This window comes from Ruegeria sp. BHSA123 (assembly GCF_059613425.1).
Map to the genome: position 1 here is coordinate 1 of NZ_JBXWSL010000050.1, position 18,654 is coordinate 18,654.

The 18,654-nt window shown below is 55.1% G+C and carries 18 protein-coding genes; 8 read left to right on the plus strand and 10 right to left on the minus strand.

Annotated features, from left to right (window positions below; translation table 11 throughout):
• On the plus strand, nucleotides 1-356 hold a 356-nt coding region (locus AC2FNC_RS16650), incomplete at its 5' end, for a trimethylamine methyltransferase family protein (RefSeq protein ID WP_496715980.1).
• Nucleotides 349-1,713: an aminotransferase gene (locus tag AC2FNC_RS16655; RefSeq protein ID WP_480555787.1), complete on the plus strand. Its 1,365-nt coding sequence runs from the start codon at nucleotides 349-351 to the stop codon at nucleotides 1,711-1,713. The genes AC2FNC_RS16650 and AC2FNC_RS16655, both read left to right, overlap by 8 nt.
• Nucleotides 1,714-2,005: 292 nt before the next feature.
• On the opposite strand, the gene AC2FNC_RS16660 is transcribed toward AC2FNC_RS16655, so the two are convergent.
• The 4 genes from AC2FNC_RS16660 to AC2FNC_RS16675 all read right to left on the minus strand — a co-directional run bounded on the left by AC2FNC_RS16660 (nucleotide 2,006) and on the right by AC2FNC_RS16675 (nucleotide 5,338).
• Nucleotides 2,006-2,875, minus strand: coding sequence for an EamA family transporter (locus tag AC2FNC_RS16660; protein WP_496715981.1), 870 nt, complete (start codon nucleotides 2,873-2,875; stop codon nucleotides 2,006-2,008).
• A gap of 3 nt (nucleotides 2,876-2,878) precedes the next feature.
• Nucleotides 2,879-3,664: a phosphodiesterase gene (locus tag AC2FNC_RS16665; protein ID WP_496715982.1), complete on the minus strand. Its 786-nt coding sequence runs from the start codon at nucleotides 3,662-3,664 to the stop codon at nucleotides 2,879-2,881.
• A 343-nt stretch (nucleotides 3,665-4,007) separates the two neighbouring features.
• Nucleotides 4,008-4,532, minus strand: a complete 525-nt coding sequence (locus tag AC2FNC_RS16670; RefSeq protein ID WP_496715984.1) for a redoxin domain-containing protein — start codon at nucleotides 4,530-4,532, stop codon at nucleotides 4,008-4,010.
• A 56-nt stretch (nucleotides 4,533-4,588) separates the two neighbouring features.
• Nucleotides 4,589-5,338 (minus strand): hypothetical protein, encoded by a 750-nt coding sequence (locus AC2FNC_RS16675; protein WP_496715985.1) that lies wholly within the window; start codon nucleotides 5,336-5,338, stop codon nucleotides 4,589-4,591.
• An 87-nt stretch (nucleotides 5,339-5,425) separates the two neighbouring features.
• Here AC2FNC_RS16675 and AC2FNC_RS16680 point away from each other — a divergent pair, with 87 nt between their 5' ends.
• From AC2FNC_RS16680 to AC2FNC_RS16695, 4 genes are all read left to right on the plus strand, one after another.
• A complete protein-coding gene (locus tag AC2FNC_RS16680) occupies nucleotides 5,426-5,968 on the plus strand; it encodes a MarR family winged helix-turn-helix transcriptional regulator (protein WP_480520708.1) in 543 nt (180 codons plus the stop codon).
• The gene (locus tag AC2FNC_RS16685) at nucleotides 5,969-6,694 is read left to right on the plus strand and encodes an MOSC domain-containing protein (protein WP_496715986.1); all 726 of its coding nucleotides are present in this window, start codon (nucleotides 5,969-5,971) and stop codon (nucleotides 6,692-6,694) included.
• A gap of 117 nt (nucleotides 6,695-6,811) precedes the next feature.
• Nucleotides 6,812-7,024, plus strand: coding sequence for a hypothetical protein (locus tag AC2FNC_RS16690; RefSeq protein WP_480625528.1), 213 nt, complete (start codon nucleotides 6,812-6,814; stop codon nucleotides 7,022-7,024).
• 128 nt (nucleotides 7,025-7,152) lie between these two features.
• The gene (locus tag AC2FNC_RS16695) at nucleotides 7,153-7,935 is read left to right on the plus strand and encodes a VOC family protein (protein ID WP_496715988.1); all 783 of its coding nucleotides are present in this window, start codon (nucleotides 7,153-7,155) and stop codon (nucleotides 7,933-7,935) included.
• 134 nt (nucleotides 7,936-8,069) lie between these two features.
• Here AC2FNC_RS16695 and AC2FNC_RS16700 read toward each other — a convergent pair whose 3' ends face one another.
• Nucleotides 8,070-9,257, minus strand: a complete 1,188-nt coding sequence (locus AC2FNC_RS16700) for a diaminopropionate ammonia-lyase (protein ID WP_496715990.1) — start codon at nucleotides 9,255-9,257, stop codon at nucleotides 8,070-8,072.
• Nucleotides 9,258-9,342: 85 nt separating this feature from the next.
• Here AC2FNC_RS16700 and AC2FNC_RS16705 point away from each other — a divergent pair, with 85 nt between their 5' ends.
• Complete coding sequence (locus AC2FNC_RS16705; protein WP_480555801.1) at nucleotides 9,343-9,837, plus strand: Lrp/AsnC family transcriptional regulator; 495 nt, start codon at nucleotides 9,343-9,345, stop codon at nucleotides 9,835-9,837.
• Nucleotides 9,838-10,061: 224 nt separating this feature from the next.
• Here the strand turns inward: AC2FNC_RS16705 and AC2FNC_RS16710 are convergent, their stop codons facing one another.
• The 5 genes from AC2FNC_RS16710 to AC2FNC_RS16730 form a co-directional block, all read right to left on the minus strand.
• Nucleotides 10,062-12,506 carry a GcvT family protein gene (locus AC2FNC_RS16710; RefSeq protein ID WP_480555803.1) on the minus strand — a complete coding sequence of 815 codons (2,445 nt, stop codon included), beginning with the start codon at nucleotides 12,504-12,506 and terminating at the stop codon, nucleotides 10,062-10,064.
• An 8-nt stretch (nucleotides 12,507-12,514) separates the two neighbouring features.
• Entirely contained in the window at nucleotides 12,515-13,396 is an 882-nt protein-coding gene (locus AC2FNC_RS16715; protein ID WP_480555805.1) for a phosphotransferase, read from the minus strand.
• A gap of 1 nt (nucleotide 13,397) precedes the next feature.
• Nucleotides 13,398-15,389 carry an ABC transporter permease gene (locus tag AC2FNC_RS16720; protein ID WP_496715991.1) on the minus strand — a complete coding sequence of 664 codons (1,992 nt, stop codon included), beginning with the start codon at nucleotides 15,387-15,389 and terminating at the stop codon, nucleotides 13,398-13,400.
• Nucleotides 15,386-16,408 (minus strand): quaternary amine ABC transporter ATP-binding protein, encoded by a 1,023-nt coding sequence (locus AC2FNC_RS16725; protein ID WP_480555808.1) that lies wholly within the window; start codon nucleotides 16,406-16,408, stop codon nucleotides 15,386-15,388. Before AC2FNC_RS16725 ends, AC2FNC_RS16720 begins: the two co-directional genes overlap by 4 nt.
• Nucleotides 16,409-16,484: 76 nt before the next feature.
• The gene (locus AC2FNC_RS16730) at nucleotides 16,485-17,432 is read right to left on the minus strand and encodes an ABC transporter substrate-binding protein (RefSeq protein ID WP_480477729.1); all 948 of its coding nucleotides are present in this window, start codon (nucleotides 17,430-17,432) and stop codon (nucleotides 16,485-16,487) included.
• Between the two features lie 203 nt (nucleotides 17,433-17,635).
• On the opposite strand from AC2FNC_RS16730, the gene AC2FNC_RS16735 reads away from it, so the two are divergent.
• Nucleotides 17,636-18,421 carry a DeoR/GlpR family DNA-binding transcription regulator gene (locus AC2FNC_RS16735; RefSeq protein ID WP_480555812.1) on the plus strand — a complete coding sequence of 262 codons (786 nt, stop codon included), beginning with the start codon at nucleotides 17,636-17,638 and terminating at the stop codon, nucleotides 18,419-18,421.
• The last annotated feature ends 233 nt before the right edge of the window (nucleotides 18,422-18,654 follow it).

The window sequence follows — 18,654 nt, forward strand, 5'->3', positions numbered from 1 at the left end:
TCGATGACGAAGCCGGCGGCATGATCCTGCGATCGTTGCGCGGGATAGAGGTTACCGATGAAACCATGGCGGTGGATGTGATTCACCAATGTGCCATAGATCCGGGTCATTTCCTCGGCAATCCGCACACGCTGAGCTATATGAACAGCGAATTCGTCTACCCTCAGCTTATGGACCGCGAGCGTACGGACACTTGGGAGAACGAGGGGAAAACGGATCTTCTGGACCGCGCCCGCGACAAGGCGAATTCCATCCTCGACAGCCATTTCCCCAACTATTTTGGCGCCTTGGACGCTCGGGTACGCGAAGAATTTCCCATTGTGTTAAGCGCGGAAAGCATGGCGCGCCATGGATAATTCCAACGTAAAGCAATGGGACAACGACCACTTCCTGCACCCGTGGGAAGGGATGGAGGCTTTGGGTGAAAACGACCGCACCTTTATCGAAGGTGCCAGCGGCATTCATCTGATAAACGAAAAAGGTGCACGCCTGATCGACGGACCGGGGGGCATGTGGTGCACCCAGATTGGGTATGGACGCGCGGAAATGGCCGAAGCAATGGCCGAGCAAGCCCGGAACCTTGCCTATTTCTCGCCCTTCAACAACACAAACTCGACTGCGGCACAGTTTGCCCGCGAAATCGCCAAACGTGCGCCGGGTGACCTGAATAATGTCTTCTTTACAACCGGCGGTTCCACTGCGGTTGATACTGCCATCCGGTTTGTCCATTTCCGCAACAACCTAATGGGTTGGCCAGAGAAAAAGAAAATCATTTCAAGGCAAAAAGCCTATCACGGAAGCACATATCTGGCGGCCAGCGTCAGTGGGAAGGAACGTGACAGGCTCTGGCTCGACAAGGCCGACGACCTGGCGCATTTCCTGCCGGACGTGAACCCGCTTTACCGCGCGCCCGGTCAAAGCGATGAAAGCTTTCTGAACGAGAAAGTTGCCGATCTCGAAAACGCCATTGTGGCACTTGGCCCGGAAAATGTTGCCGCTTTTATCGCCGAACCGGTTTTGGCCTCGGGCGGCGTCATCGTACCACCAATTGGGTATCACGCACGCTGCCTGAACATCTGCAGGAAGTATGATGTCTTGTATATTTCCGACGAGGTCGTGACGGCTTTCGGTCGTTTGGGTCATTGGTTCGCCTCCGAGGCTGTCTTTGGCATTCAGCCTGACATAATCACCTGTGCCAAAGGAATGACATCCGGGTATGCGCCGATGGGGGCCGCGATTATTTCTGACAGGTTGATTGCGGATGTTGCGGGAAAAGATGCCACCTTTTCGAATGGCTATACCTATTCGGGCCATCCGGTCAGCGCGGCTGCCGGGTTGAAAAACATCGAGATTATCGAGCGGGAAAGGATACTCGAACACGTTCGAAAAGTCGGCCCGGTTTTTCAGGATCAGTTACAGCAGTTGCGCCAGATTGACATCGTGGCCGATGCGCGTGGGATGGGATTGATGGGGTGTGTTCAGTGCTCAGTCGATGGCGATCCCCAGAGCGAGCTGGGGCGCGACTATGAGATTGGCAGCCGTATCGATATGGAATGCCAGAAACGCGGTCTGCTTGTTCGACCCGTGATCAACATGTGTGTTCTTTCGCCGCCCCTCATCATTACACAAGGCGAAATCGAGCATATGTTTACTATCCTGCGGCAAGGGCTAGAAGCGACATCCGAATGGCTCGGCAGAATCAGTGGCCGGTGACTGGTGTGGGCTGTTTCTGTAATAATCTGGAGATCGGGTAATATAGCGGCATTTCGATCTTAGGGATTGCCAAGTTCATTTTTCGCTTAGGAATTGGCGTATTTGCACTGTCAGAACGATTACGGCATCCTAGCATTGGGTCCAGCGATAGAGCGTTTCGGGTCGATCAGTATAATCCTTTGGTTTTGTCGTGCACGCCACTACAGGACCGGCCATTTTGTCCGGAAAGATCCCAAACAAGGCCAGTGGAAGAATGGTGAATTTGCGGTACATCAAGACAGTGGATACATGTTTAACCTCGGGACAGCGTAATCAAGAGAATTCCCAGTGCGATCAGGCTGGCCCAGCCGATACGGTGCAGAAAGCGGGATTCCTTGAGGATGATCGCTGCGAGGGTCACCGAAACCGGGATTGATGCTTGCCGGACCGCGCTGACTGTGGCGGCCTCAGCCCCAAGCTGAAAAGCGGTTAGGATGAACAGGTATGACAGATAGGACACGATCCCGGCAAATGCGATCCGCACCGATGCCTGTACCCAGCCCCGCACGACCCCCAGGAACGGGGCTGACATGTGGCGATCTTCCCAGGCCCTGATGCCAGCAAGCAGCGGTGTCACAAGAATATAGGTGAAAAACAGGAAAGGTGCCGGATTGGTCAGCTTCATCGCTTGGGCATCGCTTAACGAATAGGCAGCCGACCCCAGCATCGCCATACTTGCCAGCGCGAATGCTCTGTGATCGTGCAGTAGGCCGCCGGGCGACTTCTGGATCATCAGGCTGCCTAAAAGGACCAGCGCGATTCCCACCAATGTGAACCACGAATAATGCTGATCAAGGGCTAGCCAGCTGAAAGCGACAATGGCAATCGGCGACGAACGGATGATCGGATAATAGACCGAAAGGTTCCCACGTCTCAGGGCCGACAACGTGCCGTAGTAATAGAAGGTAAGCCCAAGGGCCGAAATCGCGACAAAGGGCCAGACCTCATAAGGCAAGCTCAGATCATGTCCCATGGCCAGCGTTTGAACCGCCGCCAGGATCACCCAGGTCAGGGACACCCCGACATAGCACGACACCGGATGCGCAACCCCTTTCAGCGCAAGGTCGCGCAATGGGTGGGTTGCCGCCGAAACGAGAACCAATGCGATCCAGTAGGATTCCATGCCTCAGGTCTGATGCAATGGGTTGCGTTGCAGGAAAGTGTTGAAATGCACCGTCAGCTGATCCTCGGCAATCTGTACCACACCGTAGGCCGGAGGTTCGTCGCAGAACTCGCCATCGACGCTGGCCGCATTCAACGGGACCTGGTGGTTGAGGCTGGGCAGGCTGGTAAATGGAAAGCCGAGCCAATTCACGTAGGTCATGCGGTGTACATGACCGTAAAATACATGCCGAATATTGCGTCCGTGTTTGAGGGCATCAGCAAAGGCGTCCGCCTCAACCAGCCTGATATCGTCCACAAGGGGAATGCCAAGGTCAAAGGGTGGGTGGTGCAAAAACACATAGGTGGGCTTGTCCTCGGCTTCGGTCAGTTGCTGCCTGAGCCAGTCCAGCCGGGCAGGGCAAAGCTGCCCTTCATGCACATCGCGCCCGTCTTTGGTTGAATCGAGAAATAAGAAAACACCCTCATCTATTTCGAATCGATGCTGGACAAACCCGTTGGCATCCTTTGGATGATCCGGGAAGACCGATTGGAAAACAGCTCGGTCGTCGTGATTTCCAATCAGCAGAAATGAGCGAAGAGGAAATGCGGCCAGTCTCGCCTTGAGCGCCCGATAGGCCTCTTCCTCGGCAAATTCAGCCAAGTCGCCAGAGATGACACAGAACGCCGCATCGGAATGCCACCGAAGGATATCGTCCAAACAGGCGTCCAACCGCTGGGACGGAAAGCCGCCATTGAGCGGACCGGAGTCGCGGACGAGGTGTATATCAGTGATGTGAATGAACTTCATCCGCCATTTCCCCCGAGTAATGCAAGAAACAAGGTATCGACGAAGCTTGCCGATCGCACGGATTTAGTAAGAATTTCACTGGCATCACTCGCTCATACACGACAAGGTTGGCAGCCGAACACGACAGAGTTTGCGAAACTTGCCTCGACCGGTGTGAAACCGTATTCTAGATGATCCGGCCGTATTGCTATCGCGGTATTCAAATCTGAAACGGGCGTAGTGCCTGGCCGAAACGATCATGTGAAACCAGGGCAGACCTGCACAGTTAAGAAAAGGGTGAACCCAAGTAGCACAAACCGAGAAAGGGAAGTGCGCCTTGGTTTGTCTTCTCTACACTTCCGTTTTACACAGCGCAGCCAGTGTCATCACACCGGCTGGCCTGACTGGGGTGCTGACTTGCGTCCTCAGCAGCAGCCTTACGGGCAAGCAGGCTGCCAATCTCTGCACCCACTTGCAGCTCTGAGACCTGGCCAAAGTGATGTGCTGCAATCCGTCCTGACTGATCCAACAGAACAAGGCTGGGCGTGCCGCGCATTCCGTATGCCGCCATGGTTTCCGGCAAAGGCCCAGTGCCCTGTTTGTCGACCGCCACAGGAAATTTGATACGGTATTCGTGAAGAAAGGCTTTCAGTGATACCGGGGTCATCGCGTCATGATGTTCGAAAACGGTGTGCAAACCGATTACGGCGACGTGTTCGCTGGAAAAATGCTCCCGCACAGCTTGTGCCAGAGGAATGCCATGGAGGACGCAGCCTGGGCACAGCATCTGGAAAGCCTCAATCAGGACAACCTTACCCTGGAAATCCGAAAGCTTTAAATTCTTGTCAGTGTTGAACCATTCACTGACCTGTAGTTCAGGTGCTTGCATATTGGTCTCTCTTGTTCAGGGGCCGGACGCCTGCGTGAAGCGACCGGCTGATACCGTTACTGAAGCTTGCCCGGCAGGCTCAGGTCGCCCGACGCAATGTCGAAAACATCCGTGACGCACAACAGCGGAGCGTGAATGTTGGCGTTTACCCGCAGGGCAGAGGTCACGCCATCATAAGCGATGCCCTCAAGCTGAACGTCGCTGGAAAACCCAGCATTAACCTGAATTTCCGGGCCATCGAACAGCGGTGTGAACCCAGGGCTGTCCAGAAAGATTGGGAACCCGGGCCAGGTTGCAGGAAGCTTTGGCGTCGACCCTTCGGGAATATCGCGCACTGCAAGGGCGCCCGGGCCGCAAGTTTCGGTCGGGGTGAGTACAACCCAGTGGCTGTGCCACTCGATGCCATCATTGGCTGGATTGCCATCGCCGTTTTCATCAAAAAGAGGCGTGTCGTCAAAATCCGGGTGGCTGGTTGCAGCCATTGCCAGTATGCCGGTGCCGCCTTCGAAACCCACTGCGGACGGATCCAGAGATGTAGGCCACACATAGGACCAGACGTCTGACCCGCCCACTGCCCCGGTTGCCGCTGGAACCGAAGCCCCGGCAGTGCCGTTGGTGGTCATGTGAAACGTAACAATATTGCCGTTGCGATGCGCATGCGCTGCAAGGATGTCGAAGTCAGCCGCCATGCTGGCATCAGCGGGAGAGATAACAGCCCCCTCCTGATGAAGGGCGTGAGTGCCGTCTGCGATGGCAGGTGAAGCTCCTATCACAATGGCAGCAAGTGATTTCCAAGTAAGTGTCATTTCTCATCTCCGGCCAAGTAATAGCGACTCGCTACAATAAGAAGAAACACATTGCAACTTTAATTTCGACTCGCTACTTGTTGTAGCATGAGAAACGATCACAATATTCGTATCCTTATCAACCGCCTTGCCAGGATAGATTCCGCTGCGGGCTGGGCGGGCGACCTGAATCCGACGCAAAGAGCCGCGCTGGAGTACCTGTCCGAGGCAAATCAGTTTTCCCGTTCACCGTCACATGTCGCAGAATACCTTGGGACAACACGCGGAACGATGTCCCAGACCCTGAAGGCGCTTGTGCGCAAGGGATACGCCGCCGAACACCGGCAAAAATCTGACCAGCGGTCGATCTCGTATGAGTTGACCGAGGCTGGCCGCGCCGTTTTGGCAGAGGCCAATCCGATTGCAGACGCCATTGGCAATCTGCCCGCCAGCGTTCAGGTGTCCCTCAAGGAGGGCCTTCTTCAGAGCTTGAGGTTGGCATTGGCAGCGAACGGTGGCCACTCGTTCGGGAAATGCATGACCTGCGCCTATCATGAGACAGGTATGGGAAATGACTATTGCACCTTGCTGAACCTTAGCCTCGAGCGCGGCGAAGAAGAAAAGATATGCATCGAACACAAAGAAGCCTGAATGTTCCTTCCTGAACTATCCTCAGAAATCGGTGGCATTTTCCTGGGTCGTGTCACTAACCGCTGGGAAGCAAGGCCGCCCTCTGCCATTCAAAAGGACCGGGTGCCCGGACGTCAGGTCATTTCGCTTACTGGTTTTTCTGACGATGCACAGGCGGACCTGACCGTGCATGGCGGTGCAGAGAAAGCCATTCACCATTATGCGCAGGATCACTATGCGGATTGGCAGAGAGAAGGGCAGCTGCCCCCCGGCGCAGTGCCCGCTGCTTTTGGTGAAAACATCTCAACAACCGGTTTGACCGAGGAAAATCTGTGCATTGGCGACATCCTGAGGCTGGGCACGGCAATCGTTCAAATCAGCCAGGGCCGTCAGCCCTGCTGGAAACTGGGACTGCACACTGGAAATGAAAGGATGCCCTACCTGTTTCAGAAAACGGGTCGCACAGGGTGGTACTACCGTGTTCTGGAAACCGGTGAGGTCGAAGCAGGAGATCGAATAACGTTGATTGAAAGGCGCAATCCGGACTGGAGCGTGTTGTACGTGACCCGCGCCCGTCTCACACGACGAGTTTCCCGTGAAGATACCGAAGCCCTCGCAAATCTGACAGACCTTGCCCGAGGCTGGCGGCAAGCCTTCGCGCGCATGGCCATGGGCGATGTAAAAGAAGATACGCGTGCGAGATTGGGGAGCATGCCGAATACGTCGTCCGAGGGGTCCACTGGGTGACGTCGGTATGATGGGCGGACGACTTGGGCAGGTACCCCGCTCGCTGCCGATAAGCTAAGCAAAGACGCACAAACCCAGGCCTCGATCAAACTGGACGAAGGGTTTTGTCGGGATGTTTTGGTTTACCGGAACCTCAACAACTTCGCGTGGTATATTGGCGATACCTATGTTCAGCACGCCACCGCGTGTGGCGAGGGGCCGGTTGAGTTGATCAAGGCTGTTGCCGGTGAACTGGCCGCCGATCCTGATGTTCAGGTCGATCTGTACCGCGTGCTTGCCGAGGGTTCCTATGTTGCAAACCCGGCAATGTGCACAGGCGAGGATTTCTAAACAGGATGGCCGGAGGTTTGACTGCCGCCGCCAGTACAGCGATGATCGCGAATATGCTGGGAACGCGGGCATACGCCAGCGCGGTTGATGGGAAGGGGGTTTCGAATCTCAGAAAAGGAGTCTTTGGCATGAAAAGCAGTGAAGCCCCCGTGTCAATCGGCCGTGTGGCACTGATTGTGAACGATCTGGACGCTGTTGGGACCTTTTACCAACAAGTGCTCGGCCTTGAGGAATTGGCGCGGGATGGCGAAACCCTGAAACTGGGCGCTGGAAACAACGTTCTGCTCGAGTTGCGCCAAGACCGTACCGCGCGTCGCTATCCGCATGCGGCGGGCCTTTTCCATACAGCTTTTCTAATGCCGGACCGCGATTACCTGGGACGCTGGCTGATCTATGCTGCACAAAACCGCATCCCGTTGACCGGGGCGGCGGATCACGACGTCAGCGAGGCGTTGTATCTCAACGATCCAGAAGACAATGGGATCGAAATCTACGCCGACCGGCCTGTTGATACATGGCAGATGGATGGAAAGTATACCCGCATGGGCTCGCATCATCTGGATCTGGGGGCCATTGCAGGTGCAGCCCGGACAGACTGCTCCGGGGCTCCGGAAAATATGGTGGTCGGACATGTCCACCTTCAGGTCGGGGATATCAATTCGGTCGACGAATTTATGACGCGACATCTAGCGCAGGACTGCATGCTGCACGAAGGTTCAGCAGGGTTCTACAGTTCGGGCGGGTACCACCATCACTTTGCAGGCAATATCTGGAACAGCAATGGTGCAAAAGCTCGTCCAACTGACAGCAGCGGCTTGGACGAGATCGTGCTGTTGACGGATGGGACTGTATTGCAACCGCAAGAGCTGACGGACCCTTGGGGAACGCGGTTCTCTGTCGAAAGGAAGTGAACCTGCATGATTGGCTAAGGACAAAGGCGTATCTTGCAGGTGGGACAGAGGTAAACTCCGGCGGCCTGGCCGGAAGGTGGAAGCCGGGCGCGGCTTCCACCAAGGGGGAATACCAAGCGGGTCATTTCCGCATGTCAGTTGCTATCATTCATGATCCGGTTGAAAACATGCGGATCTGTGACGCCCTCTGACCCGATTAACATCACTCGGGATTTTGGTGTAATTTGAAATTGTTGTCGCAGGTCGGTGCGCAATGACGCGCAGATCAAGCCAATCAGACCGGCTTCGGCGCTTTCGCCAGCCTCGATTGGCTCATCTCCGAAAGCGCCGTTTGCCAATAGGCGGACGGCCGGTGCCACAAGCTGATCAGGGATCGTCATGAAACCGCTGGCGGCCTCTCCCAAAACGTTCCATGCCAATTCGGACGGCGCGCCGCAGGATAACCCAGCCATTATGGTTTCTTCGCCTACTTCGACGGCTGTAGGCCGATTTGCCTGGGCGCTTGCAAAAAGGCAGGGGGCCAATTCAGGCTCGACCACGATGACGCGCGGAGCATTCTGCCCCCAATCCTGGAGGAATACCGCGGTGACGGCAGCCGCCAAGCCTCCAACGCCGCCTTGCAGGAAGACATGGGTGGGTGGCAAAGCTAAGTCCTGCACGATCTCACGCGCCATGACCCCATAGCCAGCCATGACATCAAGCGGTGCCTGAGTGTAACCGGGCCAGGAAGTATCCGAAACGATCAACCAGCCGTGTTCTGCTGCATCAATGCGGGTCTGTGCTACGGAAGCGTCGTAATCTCCATCAACTCGGATCACTTCGGCCCCCAGCTGGCGCATTGCGTCGGCGCGAAATTCGCTTACTTCTTTGTGAATGTAAATTCGGCAAGGCGCGCCGAAGCGCTGGGCACCCCAAGCCACTGAACGCCCGTGATTGCCATCTGTTGCGGAGATGACGGTTATGTCTGCAATTCCGGCAGCATGGGTGCCGTTTCGAATCTCATCGGCGGTGACTTCCCGGCCTGCCTTTTCGGTCAATTCACGCTGTAATACCCGCAGAACCGCATAAGCGCCGCCAAGTGCTTTGAAACTGCCCAAGCCAAATCTTAACCCTTCATGCTTGTAACAGACTGTGCCCAGATTCAGCGCATCGGCTAGACCTTGAAGGGATAGCATTGGGGCTCTTTCATATCCATTCCAGCTTTGAATTTCCCGCTGCGCGAGGTCAAAACCCTCGCGGGGTAAAGTGGTTGCGGCGGCATGGCCAAAGCGTGGCTTGGCTGCATGGCTTTCAATTCCGACAGTCTCAAAGTTTGCGAGCATTTTGTGATCCTTCCATTGTTGGTGCAAAAATAAATCAATGGCGGTGATGTTTTTGCTCTAAGTTGCAGGTAAAATTGAAACCAACTTGCATAAGGTTGCCGTGAAGCAAAAATTTTCATCAGGAAGTCTGGATAGCTTCGATCTCGCGATTCTTAGGGTGTTGCAGCAGGACAATACGGTGCCGCACCGTCAAATCGGTGAAAGCGTGAATCTGTCTGCGCCCAGCGTACAGCGAAGGATCAAACGCATGGAGGCGGAAGGGATCATTGCCGCGCAATCAGCGCATATTGATCCGGCAGCCGTGGGATTGCCGCTGACCATTTTCGTCGAAGTCGAACTAAAAACCGAGACAGGCGGAAAAATTGATGAAATCAAGAACAGCTTCTATGATGCCCCTGAGGTTCAGCAATGTTACTATGTTACTGGTGAAGTGGATTTTGTTCTGATCGTTATCGTTCGAGATATGTCGGAATATGAAAAGCTTACCCAACGGTTATTCTTCTCGAACAAGAACATCCGAAAGTTCAGGACATTCGTTGCAATGGACCGAACAAAGTCATCCATGCAGTTGAACATCTGACTTGTGCCCCACCAGCGCAGGTAGTGCGGCGGGGTATTTGACGTTGCGCGGCGAGAACAGGAAACAAAGTGCTTGTGCATTCCAAATCTGCCGGCAACCTGGTGATCTGGACAGTAAATCCTGCCGGGACACCTCTTGGTTTAACTGGAAAATGAACACCTTTCCCGAGGTAATGAGGTTGGGACACATTTGCCCCAACCTCATCCAAGCTACAGGGGTTTGTGTTACGATTTGATACGGTCCATTTTGGGATCGTAAAGCGGTTGAAGTGTAACGTCGCAGGGGACACGTTGGGTCGCAACCTCCAACTCATATGTGCCGGACGTAACAAATTCCGCATCGACACCACCCTGGTTTCGGACATAGCCGTAACCGATGGATTTGCCGGTCGTGTAACCATAGCCACCCGACGTTAGCCAACCCACACGTTCTCCATCCCGGTATATCGTTTCGCGGCCCAACAGCACCACATCAGGGTCGACGGTAAAGCAGGCCAGCATCTTTTTGACGCCCTCGGCCTTTTGCTTTTCGCTTGTCGCGCGACCCTTGAAGTTTATGTTTTTGCGCAGTTTCACAGCCCAGCCCAACCCGCTTTCAAACGGCGTGTGATCGGGCCCGATGTCAGATCCCCAGGCGCGGTAACCCTTTTCTAACCGAAGAGATTCAATTGCGCGGTAGCCTGCATTAACCAGCCCTTGCGGCTGCCCTGCTTCCATCAGCGCTGTGTAGACTGTTTGTGCATATTCAACAGGCAAGTGCAGTTCCCAGCCAAGCTCGCCCACATATGTCACCCGCAGTGCCCTGACAGGGCAACCGGCGATACCGATTGTCCGGATCGTACCAAACTTGAACCCGTCATTCGACACATCGTCGCGGGTAACCGCCGCCAGAATGTCTCGTGATTTCGGCCCCATCAGCGACAATACTGCGTTTGAGGAGGTGATATCGAACAGCTGGCAGTTTAGCCCGTCCGGAATACTGCGGCTGATCCAGTCGAAATCGTGGGTGGCAAAGCCTGTGCCGGTGACAATGTAGAACTCATCATGCGCAACACGGCCCACGGTCAGGTCGCATTCAATTCCTCCCTTGTCATTCAGCATCTGGGTATAGACCAGAGCGCCCACCGGTTTGTCCACATCATTGGCACATATCCAGTTCATCGCAGCCAGGGCGTCGGGGCCTTTCAGCGCGAATTTGGCGAACGATGTTTGATCGAACAGCACGGCCGCCTCCCGGGCCGCTTTGTGTTCGCGACCAACGGCGGCAAACCAGTTCTGGCGGCCAAAGCTGTATTCGTCCCTTGGCGCCTCGCCCAGCGATGCGTCGGCAAACCAGTTCGGGCGCTCCCAACCCAGTTTTTCGCCAAAGCACGCACCCTGATCCTTAAGCGAATCGTAAAGCGGTGACTTGCGGCAGGGGCGGCCGGATTCGTGTTCTTCGTGTGGCCATGCCATGGTGTAGTGTTTGCCATATGCTTCGACTGTGCGGGTGCGGACCCAATCGGTGTCGAAATGCGGGCGGCCAAAACGGCGAATGTCGGCGGACCACAGGTCAAAAGGCGGCTCGCCCTTGGCGGCCCATTCTGCCAGCACCATTCCGGCGCCACCGCCCGAGGCGATGCCAAAGGCGTTGAAACCAGCGCCAACAAAGAAATTCTTCAGCTCTGGTGCTTCACCCACGATGAAGTTTCCATCCGGAGTAAAGCTTTCGGGGCCGTTCGTCAGTGTCTTGATCCCCGCAGTTTCCAACGCTGGCACCCGGCCCAGCGACAGCTCCATGATCTGTTCGAAATGGTCGAAATTACTGTCGAGCAAGGTGTAGTGGAAACCTTTCGGTATGCCATTCACCGCCCACGGGATCGGGTTCGGCTCATAGCCGCCCATGACGAGCCCACCGACCTCTTCCTTGTAATAGGTCAGCCGATCAGGGTCCCGCAGGGTAGGCAGATCGCCGGGCACACCAAATGGTTCTGTGACCATGTACTGGTGTTCCATTGGTACCAGCGGCACATTCACGCCGAACTTGGCGGCAAAGTCGCGCGTCCATTGACCTGCACACACGATCACTTTTTCGCATTCGATACGGCCATGTTCAGTGATTACGGCGAGGATCTTGCCGTTCTCGATTTCAAGATCGGTGACCTTTGTATCTTCGAATATCTTCGCGCCTGCCATGCGCGCGCCCTTGGCCAGCGCCTGGGTAATGTCCGAGGGGTTTGCTTGCCCATCGGTGGGCAGGAACGCCGCGCCTATGACGTCACCGATATCCATCAGCGGCCAAAGATCCTGCGCTTCCTTCGGGGTCAGCAGCTGCATGTCCAGACCAAAGGAATGGGCTGTGGTGGCCTGCCGTTTGACCTCGGTCCAGCGTTCCTCGTTGCAGGCGAGACGCAAACCACCATTCATTTTCCAGCCCGTTCCCAGACCGGTTTCTTCTTCAATCTTGTTGTACAGATCGACTGAATATCCCAACAGCTGAGTTATATTGGCGTTCGAACGCAGCTGCCCCACCAGGCCCGCCGCATGGAATGTGGTGCCCGAAGTCAGCTTTTTGCGTTCCAGCAGCACCGTGTCGGTCCAACCAAGCTTGGCAAGGTGATAGGCGGTCGAGCAGCCGATGATGCCGCCGCCGATGATGACGGCTTTGGCTGTATTTGGAAGGTCGGTCATATCTGTCCTCAGGTGTTTTTGTAATCGGTCAGGGCCGTGCGAAACCGTGCGAGATATTCGCTCGTGTAGGCTGCGTAATCGAAGTCGATTTCCGAGGTGATCTCGGACACCATGCTCCACATGGTTTCACGAAGCAGCGAGGCGCATTTCATCGCCGAATAGCGATGACGTAATTGGTTGGTGACGGGTGCCTGGAAATAGGTTTCCAGAACCCAGTCTTCTTGTTCATTGGAAAGGGAGTTGTTCGAGGCCAGCCCCCCCAGATCAAATAGTGGCGAGTTGAATCCCGCGTAGTCGAAATCGATCAGCCACAGGCGGGTGCCATCGTCCAGAAAGTTGCCGCAAAGCAGGTCGTTATGGCCAAACACGATGTCGTACGGCCCGGCTTCGGCTTCCAGGTCATTTCCAATTTGCACAAGTTCCGGGATCAGGCCCTTATGCGAACTTCCACGCTCGGTGAGAGTGGCAGCATAGTCGCGGATGACGTGAAAGACCCAGAACACCAGCGACGGTCCGCGCAGGTGCTTGGGCACTTCAAGGTGGCAGGCTTTCACGAGCTCCAGCACCCGCGGCAGCATACTGGGGTCGCGTATGTCCTCTTCGGTCAAAGTGCGGCTTTCGACGAATTCCAGCACTGTCAATTCGTTGGACGAAAACACTACAGCGGGTGACAGACCCGCTGCATGTGCGGCCTTACTGGCAGCCAGTTCGTTGAAGCGCATCACCTGGTGCAAAGGGATGTCGTCACCGACACGCACCACATAGCATCCACTGCTGTCAGTGACCTTGTAGTTCACATTTGTAATCCCACCCGTCAACGGGGTGGCTTTGATCTCGCCCTGCCAGATCGGTAGCTTTCGAATGCGGGTCATCAGGTCGGATTTGGACATATCAACTCTCCATTCCAAAGCGGATGCGTGCCTGACGAGCGCTAGCGTTGATCAGCCTATCAGCGATGATGGCAATGAATGCGATGGACAGCCCTGCGACCAGACCCCGGCCAGTGTCAGCCTTTGTCAGGGCAATGTAGACCTCCTGCCCCAGATCGCGGGTGCCAACGAGGGCCGTGATAACCAGCATGGACAGCGCCAGCATGATGGTCTGGTTAATGCCCAGAAGGATTTCGGGCAGGGCCATGGGCAAGCGAATATGGCGCAGGAGTTGCGTGCGTGTGCAGCCAGAAACCAATCCGGCCTCGATCAATTCCTCACTGACCGATCGCACGCCGTGGGCCGCATAACGCACGGCCGGGGCCAGTGCGTAAAGGACTATGGCAATCAGGGCAGTGAAATCGCCGACCCGGAACAGCATCACTACCGGGATCAGATAGACAAAGCTGGGCAAAGTCTGCAACGTATCAATCAACAGGTTGATCACTGTCCCGGCGCGTTTGTTCAGTGCGGCCACAACACCCAGCGGAACTCCGATCAGAGTAGCTAGAAACACAGAGGCTCCGCAGAGATAAACTGTCACCATTGCCTTGGCCCACAGTCCTGATACGAGGATCAGCGACGCCAGTCCTCCGCACAGCAGTGCCAGCCGCCAGCCCCCCGCGTGCCAACCCAGCAAGGTCAGCATGGCAATCGCCCAAGGCCATGGGATTCCCAGCAAAACCGTTTTTATCGGGATCATGAACCACGTCAGGAAGAAGATCTTGATCGCCTCGAACGTGTCAAAATAATTGATGTTCAGGTATTTGACCGTGTCATCCCAGAACCCGCCAGTGGTGATCGTCTGGCTTTCAGGATATTCCAGCAGCAGGGGTGAGAACTGCCCTAGAACCCAGGTCAAAATCAGCAGGATCATTACCAGAACTGTCCGGCGATGGCGGGTGATCCACGAGCCGGGGAGCTCGTGATGTACCTGCCCCATACGCTCGGCGAAAGCCTGACTTAGGCGATCGACCGCAATGGCCAGAACCACAATGGCAATACCGGCCTCGAACCCAGCGCCGATATCGAGGCGGCGCAGCGCGGCAAGGACGTCAAACCCCAATCCTCCGGCCCCGATCATCGAGGCAATGATGACCATGTTCAGCGTCAGCATGATCACCTGATTGACACCCACCATCAGACTGTGGCTGGCGGAAGGAACCAAAACGCGCCACATCAACTGCTTTTGCGTCGTGCCTGCCATGCGCCCGAAGTCCAAAATCTCGGGGTCGACGGCGCTCAAGGCAAGCGTGGTGATTCGCACCATAGGCGGTGTCGCATAGATGATCGTGGCGACCAGCGCCGAAATCGGTCCAAAGCCGAACATGAACAGAATTGGTACCAGATAGGCGAAGATCGGGATTGTCTGCATCAAGTCCAGAATGGGCGAGATGATGCGGTCGAAAGTCAGGTGGCGATAGGCCAATATCCCCAACAACAGCCCACCGCCCGCGCCAATGGGCACCGCAATCAGGACCGAGGCAAGCGTAACCATCGCGCTGTCCCACTGGCCAAAGACGGCCAGATAGGTAAAGCAGCCGCCGACCAATGCCGCGAGCCCCCAGTCCCGGCAATACTGTCCCAAAGCTACTACGGCGGTGATCACTACAATCCAGCTGATCGCAGGTAGAATGACTTGCGCATCATTGCCTTGCCCGGTGACAAAACCTTCGGCCAGCAGGGACAAGACAAGGTCATAGGGCTGTTCGATCAACCAAGCGGCAGCGCGGGTAACGTCGGTGAACGAAACTGGGCCGATTGCTGCTTCCTCGATCAACCAGGACATCGCAGATGAAATATAAGTTTTGAACGGGACGACCCAAGCCGACGGGAATTTGGTGATCCAGCGCGCATCCAGCGCTTTTCCCAGATTACTGCCGAAATACCCCAGCAGGATTGTCAGTCCGACAAGCAGTAGAATGACAAGCTGGCTGCGGGACAGGCGGCTCATACCGCGTCCCCTTCACCGAATAGCACATGGGCCACAGCCTTGCGATCAATGGCGCCAATAACCAGACCATTGCTGTCTGTCACGGGAATTGGTGCATCTGCGGTGATGATCCGTTCCGCCACGGCCGAGACGCGGGTTGATTGCACAATGGGCTCACCCTTACCCGCAGCGCCGACGGTCATTACACCACCAACCGTCAAAACCTTGGAGCGCGGAATATGCCGCGTGAATTCAGCCACATAATCTGTCGCTGGATTCATCACCAGTTCCTCTGGGGTGGCAATCTGGATGACTTCACCGTCCTTCATAATGGCGATGCGGTCTGCCAAGCGAACGGCTTCTTCAAAGTCGTGCGTGATAAAGACAATAGTCTTATGCAACCGTTCCTGTAGTCGCAGAAATTCGTCCTGCATTTCGCGACGGATCAGCGGATCGAGGGCCGAAAAAGGTTCGTCCAGAAACCACAGATCGGGCTCTGTCACCAATGATCGGGCAATGCCCACACGCTGTTGCTGACCACCCGAGAGCTCTCGTGGATAGTAGTCTTCACGCCCCTTCAGTCCGACCAGTTCCACCACGTCTCTCGCCTTTGCTTCGGCCTCGTGTTTGGGCGTAGCCTGAATGGTCAGGGGGAACATCACATTCTGCAACACGGTCAGGTGCGGCAGCAGGGCAAAATGCTGAAACACCATGCCCATCTTGTGCCGGCGAATTTCAATCATTTCTTTTTCGCTGGCGCGCAGCAGGTCGGCGTCGTCGAACAGAACCTCTCCACTCGTGGGTTCGATCAACCTGGACAGACAACGAACCAGGGTTGATTTGCCTGAACCGGACAGGCCCATGATGATGAAAATTTCACCTTCAACGATTTCAATATTGGCATTGCGTACTGCTCCGATAACACCCGCATTTCGAATGTCATCTGCAGATGGGTTCGGATTTTGCGCGAGAAGGGTCTCGGCGTTTGAACCATAAAGCTTCCAAACGTTTCGGCAGGACAGTTTTGTTGTGGGGGTCATCTGTGGTGTCCGGTACTAAGACGGAAGAAGACCGAAGCGGTAGAGGAGAGCGGGGTAACCGCTTCGGCCAAGCAGATTATTTAGAGATCCAGCCAGACCAACGGTCTTTGTTCGTCTCCATCCAATCCGCGACAACTGCATCAATATCCACACCGTCCAGATCGGCTTTGCCGACCATGGCGCTCATCTCGTCGTTATTGATGTTATAGGCTTCGATGATGTCATACGCGCCCGGCCACTTCTCTTGCAGGCCAGCCCAAGCAGCCTTCCAGATCGGACCACGCGGTTTTCCGCAGTCATAGGCCAAATCCGGGTTCACACCAACTGACGGGTCGCTGTAGCACTCGGGCGAATATGGCGGAAACTCCACGAATTCGCCGTCATATTTGGCCGGGGCCCAGTGTGGAACATAGACCCAAAGCATGATCGGATCTTCACGCTGATATGCAGATTCCAGTTCTGCAAAAAGCGCTGCATCCGTGCCTGCGTGGACAACTTCAAACTCTAGCTCTAATGCTTCGACGCGCTCGTCGTCGAAACCGCCCCAGGTCACAGGTCCACCGACATAGCGCCCATTTGGCGAGGTTTCAGCGGTGGCAAATTCCCCTGCGCAGTCTTTCAAAGCTTCCCAGTTTGGCAGGCCTGGGCAGCGGTCTTTCATGTAAGCTGGGTACCACCATTCTTCGATCGCCATCAGACCGGTTTCACCAACGTTCACCACGTTGCCAGAGGCGGTGGCTTCGTCCAGCGCTTCACGCCCGGTGGTTTCCCAGATTTCCATTGCCAGATGTAGATCACCTGTCTTCAGGCCCGCAAACTGAGCGATATAGTCCGCCTGAACATATTCAACGTTGTACCCTGCCTCTTGAAGGATTGCTCCCATTATCTTGGTGTTGATCAGCTGTCCTGACCAATCATGCAGCGTCAGTTTGATAGGGTCCGTCGATTCGACGGCCCAAGAAGCCGAAGCAGTTACGCCAGCGACTAATGCTATTGCGTGTAGTGTATTGAATTTCCTGATCATGTTGTGCTCCCTGAATGTGGCTTTTTGAGTGTTTTTCGTTTATTACACTTCCATGCTGCGCCAATCTGACAACTACGTCAATAAAAACCACATTTCTCCACGATAATTCGTTATAATTCGCACACAAAGCCCCGAATGGCACCGTATTGGGCGCAATATTGTTTTATTGGGATGACTGCCGTATCCCCCTTTCAGGAGGTCGCATGTTAAAGCCACGAAAAACCACAAATCAGCGCGAAGAAGAAATCCTTCGAGAGCTGCAACATGCGGGCGGGTCGTGCAGGGTCAGACTCTTGGCTCAAAAACTGAATGTTTCCAATGAAACGATCCGGCGTAACGTCAAGGCACTGGAAGAGCGCAAGATCGTGCGGAAGGTTCATGGCGGCGTACATCTTAGCGAAGACGCAATAGAACCACCTTTTGAAAACCGCTTGGGAACGCAAGCGCATGCGAAAGAAGCAATAGCCCGGGCAGTCGCAAATACAATTAGCGACGGGGACTCCTTATTTCTGGATATCGGTTCGACAACCGCCTACGTCGCGCTTGCGTTGCGGAAACATAAAGACCTGTTTGTGGTTACCAATTCGGTTTTCGTCGCTTACACGTTGTCAAAGCACAACAACAACCGGGTGTTTCTGGCCGGTGGAGAATTGCGCGCCCATGATGGGGGTGCTTTCGGTGCAGAGGCATTGGATCTTGTGAAGCGTTTCAACGTACAGTTGGCAGTGTTTTCGGTTGGAGCCGTGAATGGAGATTTGGGCTTTATGCTGCATGATCTCGAAGAAGCCAATATCGCACGTGCTGCGGCTGAAAATGCGCAAGTGCGCATCGTCGTTGCCGACAGCGGAAAATTCAACAAGCGGGCTCCGATATCTCTTCACAACATGGCCGGAATTGATGTGTTTTTTACCGACCGCCGTCCTCCTGCCAATATCCAGGACATGCTCGATAAAAATGATATCGAAGTAGTTATCGCAGGGTCGGACTAGGCGCTCTGTCTCATCAGGGCAGATCAGGTCACGTGATATTTCGGGCAAGCCGGTGTGAAGGAACCCTCCGATGCTCCACCTGTTTCATTGCAAAAGAAAGATTGACTACTGAGAGCACATCGTCCCAGCGTCGTGACGTCAAGATCATACGGGCGTTTATGGACTTTGCGGAGCGGGTTCTTGGGGAGAAGGAAACCGCCGGAGATATGTGACCGGCGGGTTCTTGAGTTTTT

What these genes read in the sequence shown, in the direction of transcription:
- AC2FNC_RS16655 (WP_480555787.1), top strand. Translation starts at nt 349, where the DNA reads ATGGATAATTCCAACGTAAAGCAATGGGACAACGACCACTTCCTGCAC.
- AC2FNC_RS16660 (WP_496715981.1), bottom strand. Translation starts at nt 2,875, where the DNA reads ATGGAATCCTACTGGATCGCATTGGTTCTCGTTTCGGCGGCAACCCAC.
- AC2FNC_RS16665 (WP_496715982.1), bottom strand. Translation starts at nt 3,664, where the DNA reads ATGAAGTTCATTCACATCACTGATATACACCTCGTCCGCGACTCCGGT.
- AC2FNC_RS16670 (WP_496715984.1), bottom strand. Translation starts at nt 4,532, where the DNA reads ATGCAAGCACCTGAACTACAGGTCAGTGAATGGTTCAACACTGACAAG.
- AC2FNC_RS16675 (WP_496715985.1), bottom strand. Translation starts at nt 5,338, where the DNA reads ATGACACTTACTTGGAAATCACTTGCTGCCATTGTGATAGGAGCTTCA.
- AC2FNC_RS16680 (WP_480520708.1), top strand. Translation starts at nt 5,426, where the DNA reads ATGAGAAACGATCACAATATTCGTATCCTTATCAACCGCCTTGCCAGG.
- AC2FNC_RS16685 (WP_496715986.1), top strand. Translation starts at nt 5,969, where the DNA reads ATGTTCCTTCCTGAACTATCCTCAGAAATCGGTGGCATTTTCCTGGGT.
- AC2FNC_RS16695 (WP_496715988.1), top strand. Translation starts at nt 7,153, where the DNA reads ATGAAAAGCAGTGAAGCCCCCGTGTCAATCGGCCGTGTGGCACTGATT.
- AC2FNC_RS16700 (WP_496715990.1), bottom strand. Translation starts at nt 9,257, where the DNA reads ATGCTCGCAAACTTTGAGACTGTCGGAATTGAAAGCCATGCAGCCAAG.
- AC2FNC_RS16710 (WP_480555803.1), bottom strand. Translation starts at nt 12,506, where the DNA reads ATGACCGACCTTCCAAATACAGCCAAAGCCGTCATCATCGGCGGCGGC.
- AC2FNC_RS16715 (WP_480555805.1), bottom strand. Translation starts at nt 13,396, where the DNA reads ATGTCCAAATCCGACCTGATGACCCGCATTCGAAAGCTACCGATCTGG.
- AC2FNC_RS16720 (WP_496715991.1), bottom strand. Translation starts at nt 15,389, where the DNA reads ATGAGCCGCCTGTCCCGCAGCCAGCTTGTCATTCTACTGCTTGTCGGA.
- AC2FNC_RS16725 (WP_480555808.1), bottom strand. Translation starts at nt 16,408, where the DNA reads ATGACCCCCACAACAAAACTGTCCTGCCGAAACGTTTGGAAGCTTTAT.
- AC2FNC_RS16730 (WP_480477729.1), bottom strand. Translation starts at nt 17,432, where the DNA reads ATGATCAGGAAATTCAATACACTACACGCAATAGCATTAGTCGCTGGC.
- AC2FNC_RS16735 (WP_480555812.1), top strand. Translation starts at nt 17,636, where the DNA reads ATGTTAAAGCCACGAAAAACCACAAATCAGCGCGAAGAAGAAATCCTT.